At 49.1% G+C, this 21534-nt stretch carries 20 protein-coding genes and 1 tRNA gene; 11 read left to right on the top strand and 10 right to left on the bottom strand.

Annotation, left to right across the window (positions count from 1 at the left end; genetic code table 11):
- Positions 1 to 64 precede the first annotated feature (64 nt).
- Together ACZ5ZV_RS13610 and ACZ5ZV_RS13605 are read right to left on the bottom strand one after the other, a co-directional pair.
- Positions 65 to 1345 (bottom strand): sensor histidine kinase, encoded by a 1281-nt coding sequence (locus ACZ5ZV_RS13610; RefSeq protein ID WP_464117622.1) that lies wholly within the window; start codon positions 1343 to 1345, stop codon positions 65 to 67.
- A 90-nt stretch (positions 1346 to 1435) separates the two neighbouring features.
- Positions 1436 to 1840: a J domain-containing protein gene (locus tag ACZ5ZV_RS13605; RefSeq protein WP_464117621.1), complete on the bottom strand. Its 405-nt coding sequence runs from the start codon at positions 1838 to 1840 to the stop codon at positions 1436 to 1438.
- A 272-nt stretch (positions 1841 to 2112) separates the two neighbouring features.
- Here ACZ5ZV_RS13605 and ACZ5ZV_RS13600 point away from each other — a divergent pair, with 272 nt between their 5' ends.
- From ACZ5ZV_RS13600 to ACZ5ZV_RS13585, 4 genes are all read left to right on the top strand, one after another.
- A complete protein-coding gene (locus tag ACZ5ZV_RS13600; RefSeq protein ID WP_464117620.1) occupies positions 2113 to 2505 on the top strand; it encodes an SWIB/MDM2 domain-containing protein in 393 nt (130 codons plus the stop codon).
- Between the two features lie 107 nt (positions 2506 to 2612).
- The gene (map, locus tag ACZ5ZV_RS13595) at positions 2613 to 3377 is read left to right on the top strand and encodes a type I methionyl aminopeptidase (protein WP_464117619.1); all 765 of its coding nucleotides are present in this window, start codon (positions 2613 to 2615) and stop codon (positions 3375 to 3377) included.
- 108 nt (positions 3378 to 3485) lie between these two features.
- A complete protein-coding gene (gene ahcY / locus ACZ5ZV_RS13590) occupies positions 3486 to 4889 on the top strand; it encodes an adenosylhomocysteinase (RefSeq protein WP_464117618.1) in 1404 nt (467 codons plus the stop codon).
- A gap of 221 nt (positions 4890 to 5110) precedes the next feature.
- Positions 5111 to 6790: a thioredoxin family protein gene (locus ACZ5ZV_RS13585; protein ID WP_464117617.1), complete on the top strand. Its 1680-nt coding sequence runs from the start codon at positions 5111 to 5113 to the stop codon at positions 6788 to 6790.
- 51 nt (positions 6791 to 6841) lie between these two features.
- Here the strand turns inward: ACZ5ZV_RS13585 and ACZ5ZV_RS13580 are convergent, their stop codons facing one another.
- From ACZ5ZV_RS13580 to ACZ5ZV_RS13565, 4 genes are all read right to left on the bottom strand, one after another.
- Complete coding sequence (locus ACZ5ZV_RS13580) at positions 6842 to 7972, bottom strand: DNA alkylation repair protein (RefSeq protein ID WP_464117616.1); 1131 nt, start codon at positions 7970 to 7972, stop codon at positions 6842 to 6844.
- A gap of 15 nt (positions 7973 to 7987) precedes the next feature.
- Positions 7988 to 8509: an oligoribonuclease gene (gene orn, locus ACZ5ZV_RS13575; RefSeq protein ID WP_464117615.1), complete on the bottom strand. Its 522-nt coding sequence runs from the start codon at positions 8507 to 8509 to the stop codon at positions 7988 to 7990.
- Between the two features lie 86 nt (positions 8510 to 8595).
- Positions 8596 to 9003: a response regulator gene (locus ACZ5ZV_RS13570; protein WP_464117614.1), complete on the bottom strand. Its 408-nt coding sequence runs from the start codon at positions 9001 to 9003 to the stop codon at positions 8596 to 8598.
- Between the two features lie 110 nt (positions 9004 to 9113).
- Complete coding sequence (locus ACZ5ZV_RS13565; RefSeq protein WP_464117613.1) at positions 9114 to 9389, bottom strand: heavy-metal-associated domain-containing protein; 276 nt, start codon at positions 9387 to 9389, stop codon at positions 9114 to 9116.
- A 185-nt stretch (positions 9390 to 9574) separates the two neighbouring features.
- Here ACZ5ZV_RS13565 and ACZ5ZV_RS13560 point away from each other — a divergent pair.
- From ACZ5ZV_RS13560 to ACZ5ZV_RS13550, 3 genes are all read left to right on the top strand, one after another.
- A tRNA-Asp gene (locus ACZ5ZV_RS13560) sits at positions 9575 to 9651 on the top strand.
- A 323-nt stretch (positions 9652 to 9974) separates the two neighbouring features.
- On the top strand, positions 9975 to 10304 hold the full coding sequence (locus ACZ5ZV_RS13555; RefSeq protein ID WP_464117611.1) for a winged helix-turn-helix domain-containing protein: 330 nt from the start codon (positions 9975 to 9977) through the stop codon (positions 10302 to 10304).
- Positions 10301 to 10849 carry a hypothetical protein gene (locus ACZ5ZV_RS13550; RefSeq protein ID WP_464117610.1) on the top strand — a complete coding sequence of 183 codons (549 nt, stop codon included), beginning with the start codon at positions 10301 to 10303 and terminating at the stop codon, positions 10847 to 10849. Before ACZ5ZV_RS13555 ends, ACZ5ZV_RS13550 begins: the two co-directional genes overlap by 4 nt.
- Positions 10850 to 10917: 68 nt before the next feature.
- Here the strand turns inward: ACZ5ZV_RS13550 and ACZ5ZV_RS13545 are convergent, their stop codons facing one another.
- From ACZ5ZV_RS13545 to ACZ5ZV_RS13530, 4 genes are all read right to left on the bottom strand, one after another.
- On the bottom strand, positions 10918 to 12225 hold the full coding sequence (locus tag ACZ5ZV_RS13545; RefSeq protein WP_464117609.1) for a Na+/H+ antiporter NhaC family protein: 1308 nt from the start codon (positions 12223 to 12225) through the stop codon (positions 10918 to 10920).
- A 24-nt stretch (positions 12226 to 12249) separates the two neighbouring features.
- The gene (locus tag ACZ5ZV_RS13540; RefSeq protein WP_464117608.1) at positions 12250 to 13992 is read right to left on the bottom strand and encodes a DEAD/DEAH box helicase; all 1743 of its coding nucleotides are present in this window, start codon (positions 13990 to 13992) and stop codon (positions 12250 to 12252) included.
- Positions 13993 to 14062: 70 nt separating this feature from the next.
- Positions 14063 to 14914, bottom strand: coding sequence for an HRDC domain-containing protein (locus ACZ5ZV_RS13535; protein WP_464117607.1), 852 nt, complete (start codon positions 14912 to 14914; stop codon positions 14063 to 14065).
- A 139-nt stretch (positions 14915 to 15053) separates the two neighbouring features.
- Complete coding sequence (locus ACZ5ZV_RS13530) at positions 15054 to 16313, bottom strand: hypothetical protein (protein WP_464117606.1); 1260 nt, start codon at positions 16311 to 16313, stop codon at positions 15054 to 15056.
- A 146-nt stretch (positions 16314 to 16459) separates the two neighbouring features.
- Between ACZ5ZV_RS13530 and ACZ5ZV_RS13525 the strand changes: the two genes are divergently transcribed.
- The 4 genes from ACZ5ZV_RS13525 (at position 16460) to ACZ5ZV_RS13510 (ending at position 21478) form a co-directional block, all read left to right on the top strand.
- Complete coding sequence (locus tag ACZ5ZV_RS13525; RefSeq protein WP_464117605.1) at positions 16460 to 17266, top strand: TIGR02147 family protein; 807 nt, start codon at positions 16460 to 16462, stop codon at positions 17264 to 17266.
- A gap of 112 nt (positions 17267 to 17378) precedes the next feature.
- Positions 17379 to 18656 (top strand): collagen-like triple helix repeat-containing protein, encoded by a 1278-nt coding sequence (locus ACZ5ZV_RS13520; RefSeq protein WP_464117604.1) that lies wholly within the window; start codon positions 17379 to 17381, stop codon positions 18654 to 18656.
- Between the two features lie 14 nt (positions 18657 to 18670).
- Positions 18671 to 19888 (top strand): hypothetical protein, encoded by a 1218-nt coding sequence (locus ACZ5ZV_RS13515; RefSeq protein WP_464117603.1) that lies wholly within the window; start codon positions 18671 to 18673, stop codon positions 19886 to 19888.
- 15 nt (positions 19889 to 19903) lie between these two features.
- Positions 19904 to 21478 (top strand): hypothetical protein, encoded by a 1575-nt coding sequence (locus tag ACZ5ZV_RS13510; RefSeq protein WP_464117602.1) that lies wholly within the window; start codon positions 19904 to 19906, stop codon positions 21476 to 21478.
- The last annotated feature ends 56 nt before the right edge of the window (positions 21479 to 21534 follow it).

The following is a 21534-nucleotide window of genomic DNA, read 5'->3' as shown; positions in this document are numbered from 1 at the left end:
TTTACGCTCCCATAGTAGTACTATTTGGTAATATGAGGCCTAGGCTGTCTTAGTTTGAAACGATTTAATCGCTGACCTTGGTCAGAGGAAGTTTCAGGATGACTCGCGTCCCGCTGGAGGCGCAGGAGCTGGTCTCTTCGCTGGAGAAGACCTCGATGGTCCCGTCCATCATTTGCAGGTACTCCCGCACCAAAGGCATCCCGTAGCCAGTGCCTTTTTCGCCTTGAGTGCCAGGGCGGGTGGTTTGGGAATTCAGATTGAAGATGTTGGCCAGAATTTCTTTGGGAATGCCGATGCCATAGTCCCGGATTTCAATCACCACCTCAGACTCGGTGGGGAACGCGCGCAGTTCAATGCGCTCCCCGGGGTGGGAGAATTTAATGGCATTGTTGATCAGATTGGAAAGCACGACATTGCTAAGGATGGTCTTTTCCCCTTGGATAGGCATGCGCTCACGTGAGATGTCTAATTGCAATTTGATGCCTTTTTGCTGGGCCGTAGCGACCGCGTTTTCATAGACCTCATGTAGCACCAAAGTAAGATTCAACGGTCTTAGCGGCATAACAGCTTTTCCGTCTTTGACAGACTTCAGGTGACGGACCTGTGCCAAAAGGTTGACGATGTCGTCCACGGCGCGCTCGATCTTATCCAGTTCCAAAGAGCTCAGGCTGAGTTCCTCGCGGTCCTCTTTGGCTTTAACCAGATTGTAGGTCATGGTCGAAAGGGTGTTGGCGATATCGTGGATCAGAACGCGGAGCAGATTCTCAATGTCCATGTTCTTTTCTTCCAGATTCTTCATCAGACTTTTCTCGCCGCGAATGTAGTAGTGAGTATTGAACCCTGAGAACAGCAGGAACAGAATGATGTTAAAAAGCTTCTCCTCGCTGTAGTCCCCGTACTGGGCGATGATGTTGGGGCCAAAGCCACTGACACGTGTATACCAGAAGAAGAGCAGGGCCAGAATGACGATGGTATATCCCAGGACTGCGCCAGAGACTCCAATAAGAATTCCGCAGATGAGTGGGATGGCCGTCAGCCAGAAGATCCCCGGGGCGTCTATACCTCCGGAGAGGTAGAGGAAGTACGAGACGATAAAGGCAGCCATGACGCATAATATAGAGGCGGAGAGCAGATAGTTTTTGCTGAACTTCAGACTTAAGGGGGGGAGCAGGAGCAGGGTCACCCAGGTCGGGATCAGGATGGCGTTGTAATGGCTCACACCGTACTGATAGTTGAACTTCAGCAGGTAGACGAGGGTCACAGCCAGTCCTAGGAAGTAGATGACTTTAAAATAAGTCAGTCGCTTCTTGTAGGCGTCTTCGGATGTGAAACGTAGATCCTGCATGCCGCTTTTCCTGGTTGCTCTCACTATGCCATATCGGCGTAGGAACTCTAGGCGAAAGGAAATTTCAACAATGTAATCTTGTTTATTGTTTCAGAGTGAAACAAGGGGGCGAAGGCAGTTGTAGTGCTCTTTCAATGCCATGAACTGCTGGGTGTTGCCGCCATGATCTGGGTGTAGAACCAGCGCGGCCTGACGGAAAGCTTTCTTCAATTCGTTCGCAGTGAAACCTTCGGACAGATCCAGGATCCAGTTTTTTAGGAAATCAAAAGCCTCTTTTTGCGCAGGGGAAAAACTGTGGGCTTTGCGCTGGGGGCGCACTGTCGGACGTGGGTAGTGGCCGCGTGGAGTATTGAATTCGCGCTTGCCGATCTGACCCATCAAGTACGCAAGGTGAGAGGGGTCGGCACTGAGCAGGCTGGCTTCGGAGGCGTTCACGAAGGTTTCGGAACCCATTTTCTCTCTGAGAATTTGCTTAAAGCTTGCCTGAAAACTCATGCTTTTCTTATCGGCACGAGAGGGGAATGGCTCAGTCCAGAAGGTGTTTTCCCTGTAAAAAACCGACTTTTTCAGAGGGGGAGGGGGGGCTTTTCCCAGGGGGGAAAGTCGTTTTCCGAGGGGAAAAGGGGGTAAAATCGGGTCTTTTCCGCTCTCTGAGCGCAAAAAAAATGATTTCCCCTGCATTTTCCTTTGGACAAACGACTCGACTTAGATACACACTAAGTTCATTCGAGATAAACAAGACTAAAAACCTAACGGAGGAATTTCGAATGGCAAAAGCAAAAGCTACTAAAAAAGCTACTACTAAGAAAGCAGCTCCAAAAAAAGCTGCAGCTAAAAAAGCAGCTCCAAAGGCAGCTAAAAAAGCAGCTCCAAAAAAAGCAGCAGCTCCTAAAAAAGCTAAAACTGCTCGTAAACCAAACGCAGCTTTCATGAAGGCGTTGACTCCATCTGCAGCTTTGGCAGCAGTTGTTGGTGCTTCTCCACTTCCACGCACTGAAGTTGTTAAAAAACTTTGGGCTTACATCAAGAAGAACAACCTTCAAGACACTAAGAACAAAAGAAACATCAATGCTGACGCTAAATTGAAAGAAGTTTTCGGCGGCAAAACTCAAGTTTCTATGTTCGACATGACTAAATTGGTTTCTAAGCACCTTAAATAGGTCTTAGGCTCAAATTGAGTTGAACACCAAAAAACCCAGGGCTCAAATCCTGGGTTTTTTCGTTTCGGCCTGTTCAAGGGGGGGGGGCTTATGCTATACCATCCCCTATGGGAATTAAGCCGCTTTCTTTGGAAGAAATCAAAAAGATGACTGTTGCCTGCCGTATTGCAGCCGACACTCTGACCTACCTCGATAAATACATTAAAATTGGCATGACCACGAACGAGATCGACCAGCTTTGCTTCGATTTTATGGCCACCAAAGGGGCCAAATCGGCTTGTTTGGGTTACCACGGCTATCCTAAGTACACTTGCACCTCCATCAACGAGGTGGTCTGTCACGGGGTTCCTGATGACAAAACAATCCTGAAAGATGGCGACATCATCAATGTGGATGTAACAGCTTGGATTGATGGCTTTTTTGGCGACACCTCTAAGATGTACATGATCGGCAATGTGTCTGATGAAGCCAAGGACTTGGTGGAAACGGCTCGTATGGCCCGCGATGTGGGTATCGAAGCCATTCGTCCCAACGGCTATACCGGAGACATCGGCTTTGAAACAAACAAGCTGGTGACCCGCAAGGGATATGTGGCCGTGAAAGAGATCGGTGGTCACGGTGTGGGACGCAAATTCCATGAAGAGCCCTTTGTCCCATCCTATGGCAAAAAGGGCAAGGGCGAGCGCCTGGTGCCTTTCCACTGTATCACCGTCGAACCGATGGTGAACCAAGGGACGGACGAGATCATCGAGTTCGACATTCCGGGCTCCAGTATTAAGTACTACAATACCGCAGATGGTCTATTGTCGGCACAGTTTGAACATACGGTGCTTGTGACAGATACTGGATACGAAATTTTGACTCTGCCTTAGCCGGCAGAGATTGAGTGCCACTACTCGGTGAAGCCGGAGTGTAGACAGGCACGCAAGCTGAAGCAGATTTGAAATTAAAAAATTAAACTAAAACAAGGACTTCAAACAATGTCATTGACTACGACGAACGGAAAAACCGCTATGAAGAAGAATGCGAAAATGAAAGCTCCTGCGATTGCTAAGGCCGCTACTGTTGACTACAGAGTCTGCAAAGAGGCGATGGAAAACCCTGAAGTGTTCGCAAAACTTGCGAAATGGGGTCGTGAAGAAATCAAGATTGCTGAAACAGAAATGCCGGGTTTGATGGCTCTTCGTAAAGAGTACAAAAAACAGCAGCCGCTGAAAGGCGCGCGTATTGCGGGTTGCCTTCACATGACAATCCAAACAGCGGTTTTGATCGAAACGCTTGTTGAGCTGGGGGCGGAAATCCGCTGGTCTTCTTGCAATATCTTCTCCACTCAGGATCACGCTGCGGCGGCTATTGCAGCTGCGGGCATCCCGGTCTTTGCATGGAAAGGTCTGACTGAAGAAGAATTCAACTGGTGCATCGAACAGACGATTGTTGGTTGGGGTAAAGACGGCTTCAATATGATCCTGGATGACGGTGGTGATTTGACGAACATGATGCACGAGCCTCGTTTCGCCAAAGAAATGAAGAAGATCATCGGTATCTCTGAAGAGACAACGACAGGCGTTCACAACCTTGAAGTTCTTTTGAAACAAGGTAAGTTGAAAGTTCCTGCGATCAATATCAATGACTCTGTGACAAAATCCAAATTCGACAACTTGTACGGCTGCCGTGAATCTTTGGCAGACGGTATCAAGCGTGCAACGGACGTGATGGTTGCCGGTAAAATCTGCGTTGTTGCAGGTTACGGTGATGTGGGTAAAGGTTCTGCGCACTCTTTGCGTGGGTTGGGTGCCCGCGTTCTTGTGACTGAAATCGATCCAATCTGTGCGCTTCAGGCGGCAATGGAAGGTTTCGAAGTAACCACTATGGAAGATGCGGCTCCGTTGGGTGATATCTTCGTAACAGCAACTGGCTGCTGCGATATCATCACTGAAAAGCACTTCACTAAAATGAAGAACAACGCGATCGTGTGCAACATCGGTCACTTCGATATCGAAATCGACATGGCTTGGTTGAACAAGAATTCCAAAATCCGCGAAGTGAAACCACAAGTGGACATCCACACTTTGAAAAACGGCAAACAAGTGATCGTCCTGGCGAAAGGCCGTTTGGTGAACTTGGGCTGTGCTACGGGGCACCCAAGCTTCGTTATGTCCAACTCCTTCACAAATCAGGTGTTGGCGCAGATGGAACTATTCAACAACCGCGACAAATACCAAGAGATCGCTGTTTACCGTTTGCCTAAGCACTTGGACGAAAAAGTGGCGGCATTGCACTTGGACAAACTGGGTGTGAAGCTGACGAAGTTGACTGGCAAGCAAGCTAAATACTTGCACATGAGCCCGCAGGGTCCGTTCAAACCAGAACACTATCGCTACTAATCCGCCCGCTACGGGAAAGGGAGCCTGTCATGGCTCCCTTTTTTTATTCTTTTCAGTTCTCTGTGTGCTGCCGCCGTTTTTTTTCAGGCGCTGCGGAACTCAATTTTAAGTCCTAGGCTCTGCCCGCCATGCGGGAGTTTTGTGCTTCTTGTGATCTGGAGGAGTTTTTAGGATTGTCACGAGCGCAAGACGTGATAGGTTTTTCCGGGTAAGGAGAATCTATGAAGAGTCTTTTTCTGGTTTTCACATTGATGTTTTCGTTTGCGTCGTGGGCGCGTCTTTCTGACGGCAAGGTTTCTTTTGCAGTGTCAGGTGGAAAGATTTTGGGAACAATCCAACAAGGCTTTCATTTCAACAAGGACGCTCCGGCCAGCTTTGCCATGAAGGGGGCTGAGATTGCTCCGCTAGTCAAAGAAGAGCAGCAGTTGGTCTTTGCTTTACCCGCCAAAGAGCGTGAAGCGTTTGAGTTGGGCTTCTATGTTTGCGATGACCAAAAAACTGTCTGCGAAGAGCACAAGATGTCGTACATCGTTGAGGGCGGGAAGATAAAGCCGGCGCAAGAAGCCGCGAAGAAAGTGACGGCCAAGGCCCCCGTGGTGCCTCAGAAATCCTCTGCGAAACTTGAAAAGAACCATCATGGTTTTATCGTGAACGATCTCGAGGCAGCCAAAGCTTTGGCGCTAAAGTCCAAGAAAAATCTGTTGGTGGATTACGGCGCCCCTTGGTGCCCGGCCTGTGTGCGTTTGGAAACCGAGGTGTTCGGAACTGCAAAGTTCAAAGCTGCCACGAAGGATTTTGTGTTGGTGGCACTGGACGCCGATATGAGCGCCAACAAGGCTTTTGGAAAGCAATATGATATTAAAGCGATCCCGACAGTTTTGATTTTAAAGCCGGATGGTTCTGAGCTGTATCGTTCTTTGGATTTCGTTCCCGCCGAGGAGTTCGCTAAAAGAATTCTGACAGCGAAAAAGAATCTGAAGTCGAACGAAGAACTTGAAAAACTGGCGGCTGCCGGTGACAAGTCCGCGATGCTGACTTTGGCTGAACAAGCCAACAATGCCCTGGATTACGAAAAAGCGGTGAAGTGGTATGTAGCGGCGGGTTCGGATTCGGATCGTTACGCGATGGCCGAAATGGGTTTGTGGGCGGATAAGGCCGAATCCGAAAAGAAGGAAACTGAATACCTTGCCGTTCTTAAAAAATGGTCTGAAGCCAAGCCAAAAAGTTTCACGGCGGTGACGGCGGCGAATGATTGGGGTGGCTACCTTGATAGAAATAAAAAGGAACTGCCGGAGGAGCTGAAGGAAAAGTTGGCAACCCATATCGAGTTCCTGAAGAACTTAGCAGCCTCCAGGACCGAGACCGTCAAATGGGTGGCAGCTTGGGATGTCAGCGCCATGGCTCCGGCGGAAAGAGCCGAAGTTTTGACGATGTGGATGACGGCCGCGGATCTTCTAAAAAATAAAGAAGAAGCCAACATGGCAAAAGCCGAGCTTAAAAAAGAAATGACAGCCATGAAACTGTCAGAAAAACGTCCCGGTGAAGTGATGGCGGTGCTTTCCTACTTCCGTAAGGCTGAAATGCCCGCAGAAGAAGAAGCTTGGCTGTTAAAGCTGCTCAAAGAAGATTCAAGCAGCTATGTGCCTTACATGAAACTGGCTAGCTACTATGTCCGACAAAAAGCCTTCGCCAAGGCTTTGCCCCAGGCAGAAAAAGCGGTGGAACTGGGCGCGGATATGCGTTTGTACAACTTGAAAACGTTGGCAGAAATTCACAAAGAGCTAAAACATAAAGACGAAGCCAAAAAGACCATCGAAGTCGCCTTGGCCGATCCTGAAATCAAAACCGAGCGCTACAAAAGTCTTCTAAAATCCTTCGAAGAAATGCAGAAGACCCTCTAGGAAAAAGGTGCCTGCCGGGCACCTCTCCTGGCTCTTCTGGCTAAAGCGCATCTATTTGAGCGTGAATGAAGCTTTCCCCAAGCTTTTTCCATTTACAAAAATCTCAACAACGTGGGCTCCGGGATAAAGGACCCGCGTTGTCACTGGGCGGAAGGAATGCTTCTTGGTGAAGTCCATTCTCTGTTTCGCTTTTAGATCTTTGTTTGAAAGCTTGAACACTTTGGCGGAATGACTGCCATTGGATTTTTTATAGTGAATCGCATAGTCGACGACGACCGTGGCATTCTGTGGGCTGGAAAGACTAAAGCTCAGCTCCAGATGTTCACCTGTCCTCACAGTTTTGGGCGCCAGGGTCAGATCGTGCAACTGGACGGGGACTTCAGTGTGATAACCCAAAAGTTGCAGTGCCTTGGGGTTGCCCGCTTTGACTTGTGTGCGCAGGGCATGACGAGTGATCCAGTTGATTTTTTCTTGATGCTCTTTCGGGCAGTCCTTCTGCCAGCGCTTCAAAGTTTTAATCACCAGTTCGGGATGATCCTTGGTGATGTCGTTGAGGTGATTGGCGACGGATTTTCTGACGTACAGGGAGTCGTCGTATTTCAGCTCTTCCAAAAGCTCCAGGGCAGGGCTGGGGTCCTTAATAAAGCTTCGTAGCAGCTCGCCCCAAGGCAGACGGGGACGGGTGCCTTCTGAAACCCAGCGGCGCACATGTTCGCTGGGATCCTGGGTCCATAACATCAGTTGCTTCAGTGTGCGTTCCTGGTCGTGGATGATAAAGGGTCGGACAGCAAACTCGGCCGTGAATTTCTGTGTCAGCGTGTGCAGAGCACTCATGGATTCCTCAAAGTGCTCCAGACCATAACGCTGCACAAACTCAGTGAAGGCCCAAAGATCAAAACCTTTTAAGGGATCCACGCCAGGTTTGGGCTTTGTGGCTGCTTTCAAAAGAATCTTTAAAGCTTTGGGATACTCTGCCGGCAGATGAGTTTTCAGGAAGTCACAGATCAGGCGCATGCGCGGCTTCATCTCAAGCTTTGGCAGTTCATGGCTGACTTTGGTAAAGCCTTTGGAGTCGAAATGGGGATAGTGCTGTTGGATGTGCGCGGCCATTCGGCGAACCAGCGCCTCGTTAATCCAGTTTTTAAATGCAGATTCATTTTCAGTGGATTTTTTCTGAGGCATGGCTCGCTGAACTTTCTAGAACTTCAGGTTGTCGCAATAATGACGCAGTTCCTGGATGCTTTCACGAATGTCTTCCAGGGCGCGGTGCTTGTTGGACTTCTGATAGACGTACTTGAACTTGTTGTTGATGATCACTTTCCAGGAAGACACATCCACCATGCGGTAGTGCAGGCGGGCAGCCAGATCTGGCATGTACTTGTTGATGAACAGGCGATCCTGCATGATCGAGTTCCCAGCAAGAACGGGGCGCTCGTTAGGATCCGGGAAGTGTTTTTTCACCATGTCCACCAGTTTGGCTTCGACTTGATCTGGCTCCATACCGAACGGCACCTTGGCTGTCAGGCCGGATTTTTTATGGTGCTCGGTGTTCCAGGCATCCATATTGTCCAGATATTTTTGCGGTTGTTTGACCACGGTTTCAAAAGTGGCCAGTTCTTTGAAGTTTAGATCCGTGACGATGGCCGCCACTTCGATGATCACTTCCTTCTCGACATCAAGACCGGTCATCTCCATGTCGATCCAAAAGAGCTTATTCATGAGAGTATCCTATTCTAGAGCCACTAGATTCTTGATGGCTCGGCTGCTCTCATTATGAGGGAAGGGGCCAGCAGGAGACAAGGGGTTTAGGCCTTCTGTTGCTCCATCCCAGCTTTCAGGGCGCGCTCCACCGTGGTGATCAGGGCGTTTTCATCCCAAGGTTTGTCGATAAAGGCATAAACCCCCAGGCGCTGGGCTTCAAGGACCATGTCTTTTTGACCGTAGCCCGTGTGAATGATGAACGGGATGTGCAGGCCGTTTTCACGCATCCATTTCAGCACGTCCAAGCCGGATTTTTTCGGCATCTTTTCGTCCGACAGAACAGCGTCGAACTGGTGGGACTTCAAAAGGTCGATTCCTTCAATTCCGTTGTTGGCACGATGAATTTCAGAAGCACTGTCTTCAAGTAAGGCGGAAAGGACCTCAAGTAGTTCAGATTCGTCGTCGATGATAAGAAGGCGCCCCTTCATGGGTGCGGAGGAGTTCGTAAGCATGTCCCCATTATGACAAAGAATGGTCTTGGGGTCATGGTCCTAGAGGCGAAAGAGTGGTCAATTTTTCTTGATCACACCCCCGTGTTCGGAGGTGTGATTCGCTTAAGAGCTTATTTGCTTTTTGTAGAGTTGGTGATCTTATACTCACCAGCCTTGGAAATCGCCGCCTGAATCTGATCTTGAGAAATACTCACTCCGGCTTTAGGGGAGATCACAACTTTACCGACGGTAACATCGCATTTTTCCAGGCCTTCCATCGTGCACACCTGGGCTTTGATGGCACGAGCACAGGAACCGCAGTGCATGCCTTCCACATTGTAGGTGATGGTTTCGGCCAAAGCGGCCTGAGAGAAGAGTAGGGCTGTAGCTGCCAATAGCAATTTCATGGGGAGACTCCTTAATATTTCCTGAGACTATACCCACTTTAGGGTCTTGAATAGGTGAAACTGGGGAGGTGGAGGTGGGTTTTTGCACAAAAAGCGGGCATTAAGCGGCTGGTTACAAGATTTTTAAAAAATCTTGTTGTATTGCTCGGATAGCTTGGCTATAAAAGATTCTCCAAAACGCCACTGGGGTGGTAGTTAAGTTGGTTATAACGTCCGCCTGTCACGCGGAAGGCCGCGGGTTCGAGTCCCGTCCACCCCGCCATTTTTTCTCTGAAAACATGGCCAAAATCACCGAAGCTAAGTCTTCGGTTTTTTTATGTTTAAATAATAAACAATAAATTATTTTCTTGGTTTTTCCCATCGGGCCGGGATCGCAACATAGCAGCTCGTTATCGGTAGGAGCAAAATTAAGAGTTCGATGACCCAGAACGTGGTTCATATCAACCATGTTCTGGTAAGTTCCATTTTCCAAGGTATTGTTTTAGTCCTAAAATAGGTCAAAAAGGTCCTAAATTAGGTCTTTTACTGTAGCTGGACTTGATAGAGTCCTAAATTAGGACTATATTGCCCTAAATAGGGGTGATTATGCTCGCAGAGCTTTTTGGCAGTCAAACAACAGAGAAGAGTCTTCTATTTATCGCAGCCATAGGTGAAAGCTATGCGCTGGAAATCGCCAATACTTTTCAGATAAGTAAAACCCAGGTGACCAGAACTCTTCTGAAGCTGGAGCAAGCCGATATTCTAATAGGTCAAGAAAAGGGAAGAACGCGAGTCTATTCACTTAATAAGACCTGGTTTCTTTCTAAAGAGCTCAACGCACTTCTGCAAAAGGCACTTTCCAATATTCCATTGGACCAACAAGAAAAGTATTTCATGAAGCGCATGCGTCCCAGAAAAAAGAATAAGGCTTTATGAAGATAACAAAATCAATGAACCGCAAGCAATTTGCAGCGGCTGTGGTTCAGCAACTTGAAAAGCACGGTATTTCTTGTGTGTTGGTTGGGGGAGCCTGCGTTTCAATCTATACTGAAGAAAAACATGCTTCGCGCGACCTGGATTTTATTTCGCCCTATTCTCATGAAGCCATTACGAAGGCTCTTGCCGCAATAGGCTTTCAGAAAGAGGGCAGATACTTTCACCATCCAAATTCAGAACTGTATGTAGAGTTTCCATCAGGTCCCGTTGCAATTGGGGAACAAATTCCTGTAAAACCCGAAGGACAAATGAAAGTCGGTAAAATAACTGTGACGATGTTTTCACCAACCCAATGTGTGATGGATCGTCTTGTCGCCTGGTTTCACTGGAATGATCGCCGCAGTTTAATTCATGCATTATGGGTGTGCGAGAAGCATCCTATATCGCTGGGTAAAATTAAAAGATGGGCACAAAAAGAAGGGCATGCGGACAAGCTGGAGCAGTTTGTGTTGGAATATAAAAAGCTCAAGGGCTCTCGAAGTTAGCAATATAACTGAGTTCTAAATTCGTCCCATACGGCCCTTCTTTGCAGTGACGTAAAGTCCTCAGGCGATCAGCGCTGACGCCAGCTTCTCCAGGCCATGGAGGCAAATGTGATCGCTCCCAAAATATAGCAGTATTCAATACTGCCGGCCAAGGCCAGCGGGGAGAGCTTTGCCATCTGACTGGCCAACAGAATCTGTGCCCCATAGGGAATCACTCCCTGCACGACACACGAAAAGATATCCAGAATACTTGCACTGCGCGCCGGAGGAACGCCTTCGTCTTTAGCCACTTCCCGGGCCAAGTCCCCGGTGATGATGATCGCGACTGTGTTATTGGCCACGGCAAAATTGGCGATGATCACCGACAGACCGATGCTGAATTCGGCCCACAATTTTTCAAGCTTTGAGCTGCGAAAGCGCATCTTTTTCAGAACGGTTTTCAAAGTGTCGATGCCACCTTGTTCTTTCATCATCTGCCCCAGGCCGCCCATCATCATCGAAAGCAGGAAGATTTCCTGCATTTCTTTGAAGCCTGCATAGATGTCCTGCCCCAAGCGCAGGAAGGTGTAATCCGCGAAGAACAATCCCAGCGCTCCCGCCAGAAGAATTCCCAGGACCAGTACCAAAAACACATTCATTCCCAGCAGAGCCAGAATCAGAACCACCACATAAGGAAGTGCCTTGTACCAGTCCCCCGGATGAACCGGCACGGCAGAGCCGGTCTGCACAGTGAAGTAAAGCAATGTCATTGTTATAATCGCGGCTGGCAGACTCAGCCCAAAATTCACGCGGAACTTGTCACGCATAGAAGCCCCTTGGGATCTTGTCGCCGCAATGGTTGTGTCTGAAATAAACGACAAGTTATCACCAAACATGGCGCCACCGACGAGGGCTCCAAACACCACGGTTTTATCCAGGCCACCCGAGGTCGCCAGACCCAAGGCAATCGGTCCCAATGCCGAGATTGTGCCCATTGAAGTGCCGATCGCAGTCGAAATCAACGCAGACAAAAAGAAGAACCCAGGCACAATCAGTGAGTCGGGGATCACTTTCATTCCCCAATATACTGTGGCGTCCACTCCACCGATGGCTTTCACAACTGAGCCGAATGCTCCGGCCAGCAGATAGATCATACACATGGTCAGAACATTGTAATCTCCCAGGCCCTGAATGAAGGTTGTCAGCTTTTTGTCAAAAGTTCCTTTCATCAGAACAAAAGCCAAGATCACCGCGGGCAAAGTCGCCACCGGAGAGGGCAATTGATAGAAGGCGAAATCGACGCCTTGCCAGATGTAATAGAATCCACTTCCCAGGAAAACCGCTATGAAAGCGAGCAGGGGAAGAAAGGGTAAGATAGGACTGGTTCTGATTTTCATAATGTCCCTTTTAGTTTGGAGAAGTTAAGGTGCTAGTTCCTCCGCAAACACCTTTTCGGTGACCCGCCAGAACTTATCCTGCTTTCTGGCAATCACAAAGATCGGTGAACGGAAAAGCTTCTGGAATCTGATGACTTCCTGGGGGGTTGTCAAATCCACGGCCAGTTCGGGGCGTCTGAGGTGGGACCTTAAGAAGTTGATATTGAACTTCTTAACAGCCGTCGTGTTGTTGAAGAAGTGGACCTCGCTAAGATAATTGGATTCCACATCGTAATAGCGGATTTCCAGGTATGGATTAGAGTTTTTGTCCTTGCGCTCTTCAAATGAAATTCGGTCCGGGGTCATGACATGCGCATTCTTGGAAAGTTTCGCCTGTTTTAGCTTCGCTTCAGCGTCAATCAAAACGGCTTCGCATTTTTCACAAGACTTGGCGGTGATGTCGTTTTCGCAAGAACAGTTATGACAAAGCTTAAATCTGAAGCGGAAACCGCAGGGTTTGATTTTTAAAGTATTTGGGTCTTGAGTAGCCCCTTTGCACTTTCTGCCAAAATGCTCAAAGACCACGCCGTCATCGTCGGCGTATCCCCAGAAATCATTTTCGAATGAACACTGGGGGCAAGTCACTTTGACCGGGACTGTATCTTTTGCAGGCCGCTTGTCGCTGATTTCCGGGGCATAGATGTCATGGCCCACGCCTGTATAATCCAGAACATAACAGTCTTTTTTATCCTCGGACAGTCGCAGGCCACGGCCTACGATCTGCTGATAAAGACTGTTGGATTCTGTTGGACGCAAGATTGCAATAACGTCGACATGAGGTGCATCAAATCCGGTTGTCAAAACGGATACATTCACCAGGTACTTGAATTTTTTCTGTTTAAAATCATGGATGATCTGTGCGCGCTCTTTGATGTCAGTGTCACCAATGACCACCCGGGCCTGATCCGCGGGCAGATAGGTCATGATCTCTTCAGCATGTTTGATGGTGCTGGCAAAAATCATCACACCCTGACGGTCGTACTTTTCGGTGATGTCGATGATGTTATTGATAATCAAAGGCGTCAGGCGTTTTTGGTTCTTAAGAACCTCTTCAACCTCGGCGGTTGTAAAGGCGCGGTCTTTTCCAAGAAGGTCTGAGAAGTCATAACAAGTGACCGGAATGTCAACTTTCACCGGAATGGTTAGATAACCATGGCGGATCATATAGGACAAAGGCAGTTCGTACACGCACTGCTTGAAGAATCGCTTTTGTTCAGTTTTAAGCTCGCCACCCTGATTGTATTCATAGATCCAGCCCAGTCCCAGTCGGTAAGGGGTGGCTGTCAGACCCAGAACACACAAAGTGGGATTGCGATCCTGAAGTTTTTTGACGACTTCCTGATATTGGGTGGCGCCCTCTTCAGCGACACGGTGGCATTCGTCGATAATCAGCAGTGAGAAATTGTTGAAGAACTCATCCGGGGCGCGGGCCACAGATTGCACGCTGCCGAAGATGGCTTTCTGGTCGTGATCTTTCTTTCCAAGGCTTGCGGAAAAGATACCGGCTTCCAGGCCATAGCTTCTATACTTGTCATGGTTTTGTTCAACCAGTTCTTTGACGTGGGCCAGAACCAGGATGCGGCCTCGGGCGATGCGGGCCAGTTCGGCAATGACCAAACTTTTTCCCGCGCCCGTCGGCAATACGATGACAGCCGGTTCCCTTGTTTTTTGGAAGTACCGGATGGTATTCGTAACGGCTTGTTGTTGATAGTCACGCAGTCTGTACATGAGGCCACATTACAGGATTACGCGGAATGTATACAAGCTCATTTCAAGACTTGGGTCCCACCGGAATCTCTTAAGACCGGAGGCTGCCCGAATTTCGCCTTTTCAGCTCTTCTGTATTTGATTTGTATTTACAGATAACTTCCAGGAAATGATCCCCGTAAAGTCGAAGCTTTTCGGATGTTACTCCAGTGATGCTTGCCATTGTCTGGGCATCTTGCGGCATCCGTCGGGCCATCTCTGTCAGAGTGAAATTTTTGAATACCAGATAGACGGGGATATTTCTTTCAAGAGCCAATCTTTTTCTTTCTTGTCTCAGATCGTGAAAAAGTTTTTTAGAATAGTCATCTGATTGCTCAGGATGACGGATCTCTTCTTCTTTAAGCGAGAAAGTATGTCGGACTGGTAATGTGGAATTGTTCATTTTAAAGCCGGATGGATTTTCCAAAAGGATGCCGTTGTGCTTCTCTCTGAGCAGCCGCTTTTGCTCTTCAAAGCTTGGATAGCAACCGCTTTTCTTTTTCTTCCAATCTAACCAAGCATGGAACAATTCGTGTTGATATCTGTCCATCACACACAGGTTAATCAGTCTGTTGTCATATCTTTTGCCATTAATGTGATGGACGACTTCGTTAGGGAACAAATTACGATTTAAGATTTTTTTGGCAATGTATCTATGCTCGTATTCGTAGGTCCCTTTAAGGATGATATACCCTTGTTGGTCTTTAGATCCATGTTTTGAAAGACTTCGTTTGAGATAGATTATAAAGATGAATGCAGAGATTGTGGCTAAACCAACCCAGAATAGTCTTGAAAATAAGCTCGTTCCTGAAATGAACATCATCGCCATCGTAAAGACCGACGTGAGTAGGAAGAGAGTCGTGCTGATCAGGAGCCGCCAGAGTTTTCGCAGAAGCCATCGCATAGCGAACTGATCGACATTTTTTAGATATAAATAAAATTAAATTTAAACAAAAAGCAGTTGTTTTGAATTGGTACAAAAAAGTGGTGTTGATAGATGCCCAGGAGACATATCGGAGCTCACCACTTTTGCGTAATGTCACTTAAAACTGGAATCCTTCTCCCGGAGCTAGAGAGAATATTTTTGCGAATGTCCAGATTTTCACCGGCGTCAGGGTGCTTGTGGTTTCAAGTCGCACTGAAGCTGGTTGGCCGTTTCCTGCGTAATGGATCAGAATCTCGAAAGAGGGGACTGCACTCCAGCCATTGGCGTCTTCGGGTTCCCTTGCCCAATAGGAAAGCTTGACCGTGGATTCCTGGGTGACCAGGTGTCGGGTGTGAACTGTGAACGTGTTTTCGTCGGTAGGAAGTTGGAAATGAAACGACGACTCACCATTGTTGATGACAATGGCTTTCTTGTCGGCACTCAAGGTGAGCGCACATTTTTGATTTTTCCCTGGATTGGCTTCAAGATCTTTAGTGACGCAGCTTTCGTTGATGGCTTCGTTTTTAATCCAGCCGATGAGATCCTGTAGACCTTTGGTTCCGCTTTCTTCTGGAGGATTCATTCGCAGCGCGGAACCCACGACTCGTTCATCAAAGCCAAGCCCGATAAGATGCACAAGAATATCGTCAGATGTCTTTCCTGAATTAGAATCCATCAGCAAGTGTGTCGCTTCGCGGATTTTGGGATAGTCAGCGGCGGTCAGGGCCGAGTACAGGGATTTTGGTTTGGCGGTTGTTGTGGTTGAACAGACTTGAGGCTCCGGGAAAAGATCCTTCAGGCGTTTGCAGTAAGCCTCTTTGTAGGGTGCGAAATCTTCCGGATTCTTATCCCCGATTTGACGAACTTTGGACAGCACAAAGAGGTCCATGATCGTTTCGTGGAAAATCAGATAAGCTTGAGTTTCTGGCGACAGGGTGTTGAAGGCGGCGGAATCGATCCAGATTTCTCCCTCACTCTGAAAGGCATACTGTTCATAGTCTTTTGCCCGGAACTCCATCCCCATTTTTTCGGCATCAATACGATTAAGTTTCTGGGGCACAAAAATCCAGGTCTTCTTTTGTAGCACATTTAGCAAAGACGGGTTGAATGAAGTGGTTCTTTTCAGAACTTTGCTGATTTCCGTTTTCCAGATGCCAAGGGTTTCAAGTTTGGTGATGTACTGCTCGTACATTTTAGAGTTAAACCCCGTGCCACCACCGCCGTCGCCGGTGTTTCCGCCCCCGCCACTGGTTGCGGTTGTGGGCCCGGAGCTGGTGTGCTCATTGGGTTGACAGGCGACGATAAATGTCATGAAGCCGCAAAGAAACCAGGGGGCCAGGCTCAATAAGAATCTGTTTCGCGATGCTTGCATGGTCATATACGACTCCTGCCATCTTTAGGAGCAAGTGCCATGCCTCATCAAAGGTCCCGAAATCTCAGTCTGAGACAAGAGCAAGGTCCTGATTTTTTGCTGGAAAACCGAAAAACGGGTCGGGCTTCGTTTACCTTTAGTAAACTAAAGGCATGCTGGATATCTACAACTACGACGACTACAGGCTTTTCTTTAAGGATGTTCTTCAGTCTCAAGAGCGGGTTGATAAGAAGTACCGCGGGCGACTGGTTGAAGCCATGCGTATCAGCACTTCGTTGTTCTCACAGATCCTGAAAGGTGAAAAGAATCTTTCTCCCGAGCAGGGGCTTGAGGCCGCCGCCTTTTTCGGCTTTGGCGATAAAGAAACCGATATATTTATGCTGATGATCGAGTTGGGACGGGCGGGCTCGGTTAAGTTGCAATCGCGCCTCAAAAGTAAGATCCAGGTGCTGCAGTCCGAGGCCAAATCCATCAGTGCTCGAGTTCCAAAGGATGTTGTTCTGAGTGATGTGGATAAAGCCACCTATTATTCGTCGTGGCTTTATACCGGTGTCAGAAATCTGTTGCCCACCCCTGCCGGAAAAGAACTAAAAACCATCGCCGAAAAACTGAGTGTGCCCTTGGAAAAAGTGGACACAGCCATTCAGTTTTTGATCGAAGTGGGTTTGTGTGAAAGAAAGAACGGGCAGCTTTATTATAAGCAGGGATTTACTCACCTGGATTCCACTCACCCGATGATTTTAAGACATCACCAGAACTGGCGTCAGAGAGCCATTTCAAAGATGGATTTTTACAAAGACCCCCATGTGCATTATACAAGCCCCATGTCCTTGTCGGCCGCAGGGGCCGAGAAGATCCGGGACTATCTGCGTGCAAACATTAAGGAAATCATCAATCTGTCGCGCGAAGGAAGCCCCGAGGTCGGCTATTGCCTTAATATCGACTGGTACGAATACTGACTTTACCAAAAGTAAACTGAATCCCGGCCATTTTAACCAACCGGACTTCGCGGAACTCCGCCCGCTTCTGTAAAAAGCTTCTCATGCGAAATGAATCGTAGGAGGAGTTATCATGAAGTTTTCCAAACTGATCTTCTTGTTGTTGGTTCTGGCCCAGGTACAAGCCCACTCAAGGTCTTTGTGTCTGAGCGACCGATACCAAACAAATTGGACGTCCGAAACTCTGGCCGAACAACTGCCATCCCTGAAGGAGCGTGCCAAGGCAGCAAAGCCCCTGTGGGTTCGCCTTCAAGGCGAGGATCTTCTGATCAAGGAAGACACACTTCTTGTGCTGCCTGAAAATCTGTCTCAGTCTCCGGAAAGAATCGGCAGACTGGCTGTTCAAAACAAGGCGATGATTTTCTATGCGCAAAATGTGCGTCTGGTTGTTGGCGAGGTGATGAAATCCTCGCGTGTGCAATTGTTGGATGTGGCGGCGCTGAATCTTTCCGCTGAAATCGATCACGCCAACCAGATGGTTTCTCTGACTGAACTAAAAAACAATCCCGATCAAGCGGAGCCGTTTAAAAGGTGCAATCTGATGGCCTGTGCAGGTCTTGCCGCAGCCAGTGGAAGTCATGGCGGTGCGGGGGGCAATGGCCGCGATGCTGGCGGGAAAATAAAGTGGGGAATTCCCCAATCCACGCCCAGCTCTGATGGTGGTGCCGGAGCATCCGGAGGCGCCGGGGCCAATGGTCGCAACGGCGACAATGGAGCCCCGGGTGTTGCGGGACTCAATGCGCACAAACTTTTTATGCAGTTTGAAAGTGTGGATCTCTGCAGTGGGGTGGAAATCGTTGCCAGTGGAGGTGCTGGTTTAAAGGGCCTCAAAGGTCTTAATGCTCAGGATGGTGGGCAGGGTGGCAATGGTGGCAAAGGCGGTCGTGGTGGCGGTGCCAAGTATGATCGCAAGGCCAGTCGCGGTGGTCGTGGTGGCAATGGGGGCGCTGGTGGCAACGGAGGCAACGGCGGCTTTGGCGGTGATGGCGGCAAAGGTGGTGACGGCGGCCTGGTGGTCGTCGTGGTGAAACCGCGCTTTCTGGATATGGTGAAAGTGAACGACAACATCAATGTTCTGGTGGCAGGTGGTAAAGGCGGACCGGGTGGCGCCAAGGGGCTGGCAGGCAAAGGTGGGCGTGGCGGTCTGGCTGGCGAAGGCGGTGACGGAGGCGATGGATCTATCTTCAAACACGGAGGCAACTCGGGTCTTGCCGGAAGTGCGGGTCAGCCAGGTCACGATGGTCACGATGGTCAAGAGGGCCGTCCTGGAGTCGAGGGACGCGAGGGGCTTGTGACCAAGGCGGAAATTTATATCTCAAACGATGTCTCTATCGAAAGCTTTCAATTTTAGTGAGGAAAATGACTATGAAAAATTCTTTCAAAAAACTAATCCCTTTGGCTGCGGCTGTGACATTTGCAATTCCTGCCTGGGCCCGGATTCTGGGCGATCCTACAGAAAAAACCCGCGTACTGCTTGAAGAACAAAAATTTCTTTGCGGTCAGGATGAGACTCTGGTGATTAACGGCGATGTGGAATTCACCCGCAAGAATGAGGACCTTCGCAAAGAACCTTTGAATGTTGATTTGATCTGTAAGCGAATTGAATTCAAAAACGGCGGACGGATTCTGACTCAATCAAATTTGCAGATCGTCGCTGATTCTGTCGCAGGCTTTTTGAATGTGGAAAGCATTCGGGGAGTCAAAGGACAGCAGGGCGCCTTTGCCGCTGCGGTTCTGGAGCTTGCCAATGATGGTTCTGCCGGGGCTCGGGGTGGAAATGGAAGGGGCGGGACCCTGACGGATTCCCCAGAGGATGGGGGCCGTGGGCAAAATGGCTATAACGGCATGGACGGCCGTGATGGGAACAATGGAGCTCCGGGGGAACCTGGTGGTCATGCCTCGGATCTCGTGCTGAAAATCAACAGAATCGAAGGCACGGTCGGATTCCGCCTACGTGCTGTCGGGGGCGAGGGTGGCACTGGCGGCAAAGGGGGCCGGGGACAGCAGGGTGGTAATGGTGGTATCGGCGGCGAAGGCGGTCGTGGGGGTCATCAGAAGTACGCCATCTGGAATCGCTCGGGCGATGGCGGAGACGGTGGCGATGGTGGACACGGCGGTAACGGTGGTAATGGCGGTGCTGGGGGTGACGGGGGACGTGGTGGTAACGGCGGGAAGATTGCTTTGTATGTTGCTGAAGTCTTCAACACGCTGGAGCTGACCGGGGATGAGTTCGACAATCGCGGAGGCCCAGGAGGTCAGCCAGGTATGGGAGGCGAAGGTGGTATGGGTGGCAAAGGCGGTGACGGCGGTAAAGGCGGGTCCTCCGGGGCGGCTCTGGTGACCACACGTTGCGAGATTCCGCCTTGTGAAGGCGATAACGGTCGTCAGGGTAAAAGAGGCCTTGATGGTAAGCCCGGACTGGCGGGTCCGCAAGGACGCCTGGGACAGGACGGCTTGGCCGGGGTCAAAATTCTTGATCCCAAATTCAAATTTGTGAAATCGGTTCCCGACGACTACTTCGACAAGCTGCCGGAGCTGGGAACGGAAAAGAATTTAAAAATACTCAGACTGAAACTTCCATAAGGGACAGGTGAAGTTATGAAAAAAATTATTTTGGTGATGTTGTTGGTGTCGGTGCAAACGTTTGCGCAAACCATCAGTTACAGTGAAAATGGTTCTTTGCGGCTGGGGGCTGGGGTGGATATGGACCACCCTGATAAAGCCAAGGCCAATTGTGTTAAAAACACCGATCGAGAATGGTTGGATGGAAATACACCTGTTTCAACATCATTTGATCTTAGTATGATTGAGACCTCCAGTGAGCTGGAACGAAAAATGAATTTTGATACTCAACTGAATGCGGCGGGAACAATCAAGGCCGTGAACATCGACAGTCAGAATTCCTATCGTGTGATTCATAAGTTCCTTGAAAACAAGAACAGTCTGAACTTCGCGCTGACGGCGGAATTCTCGTACGGGCGAAAGGGCCTCACAGAAGAATCCCTGAAGCCCGAATATCAATCCTTGTTGGATAGTGGCAGGTGGGCGGAGGTCATGAGAAGGTGCGGCACTCACTTTGTTTCAGAAGAGATTCATCGTTCGAAGGTGGTCGTACTGATCCATGTGAAGAATTCCCGCACCGAAGATGTCAAAGAAAAGATCCTGGATCTAAAGAATAAACTGAAAGTTCCTAAACTGAACTTCGGTGCAGATATCAATGTTCAGTACAAAGAATTCATCCGCAAGCTGGACAAGATTGGTTCGGTTGAAGTGAAGGTGGTTTCTGTCGGTGGACAGGGTGCGGAGGCCCTGGGCATCTTTGCCAACGAAATCGTGGTGGATGATCTGCAAAGTATTAAGAACGCGGCCGAAAAATACTTCAGAAGCTTTACAATCGAGAACTCTCCGGTGTTTGCCTATGTGGTAAAACCCCTGGATATTTTTGAAGGGGCAGAAAACATCCGTCCAAGGCAGAAAAAGTGGCAGCAACTTAAGCTCATGGCGGACTGGATTCTTGAGCACGATGAACTGCTGACAGAAATAAGAAGTCTGCAAACCCGGGTCAGCCCAGCTCTTTATGCCGCGTACTTTGCACCGAAGGCGGCGAATCTTGAAGCGAAGATCCATGAGGTCCGATTCCGGGCCGAAGAGTGTCTTGAACGCTACCATTGTGACAGTCTTCCTGTCTTGGCACCGTTTTCTGTTCATGTCCCATCACGTGCTGTCAGTGCGGCTTCTTTGCAGACGCAGTGTGGGTATCTGCCGGTGAAGAACTCAGCAATGCAAATTCTCAGCGACATTCGTGTGGGGCTGGATGTTGATTTGATGTACTCAAAGGACATCGAAAATATCGAATTGTTGCGCCTGGATCAAAATGGCGAGTTTCAAAGCGCAAACTATGGAAAAAATGAAGAACTGACGATCTCGAACAATTTTCTGGAGTCGGAAGTGGGGCGTGTAAGAAGGTATCAGTCCGTGAATGAGTTTTCTGCAAATCATGTGCTTTCGGACCGGGCGATCCTGTCGGTGCAGGATAGTGTGGGAAGGGCCCAGGAAATGTTCAATGCGGCTTTTAGTTCCATCTACATCCTGAAGATCAGATACAAACAAGGCCAGGATCTAACGCAGATATTGGGCGCTCCTCCCATGAAAGACTGCAGCGTGTCCAGGTAGCAGCCGACCGCGGGAGAATGCGAGAGACAAGGGGGCCCGCAGACATCTGTGGGCCC

Source organism: Bdellovibrio sp. HAGR004, from assembly GCF_055397015.1.
The sequence above is the reverse complement of the archived record's forward strand: the minus strand, read 5'-3'. Positions and strand labels throughout refer to the sequence as shown.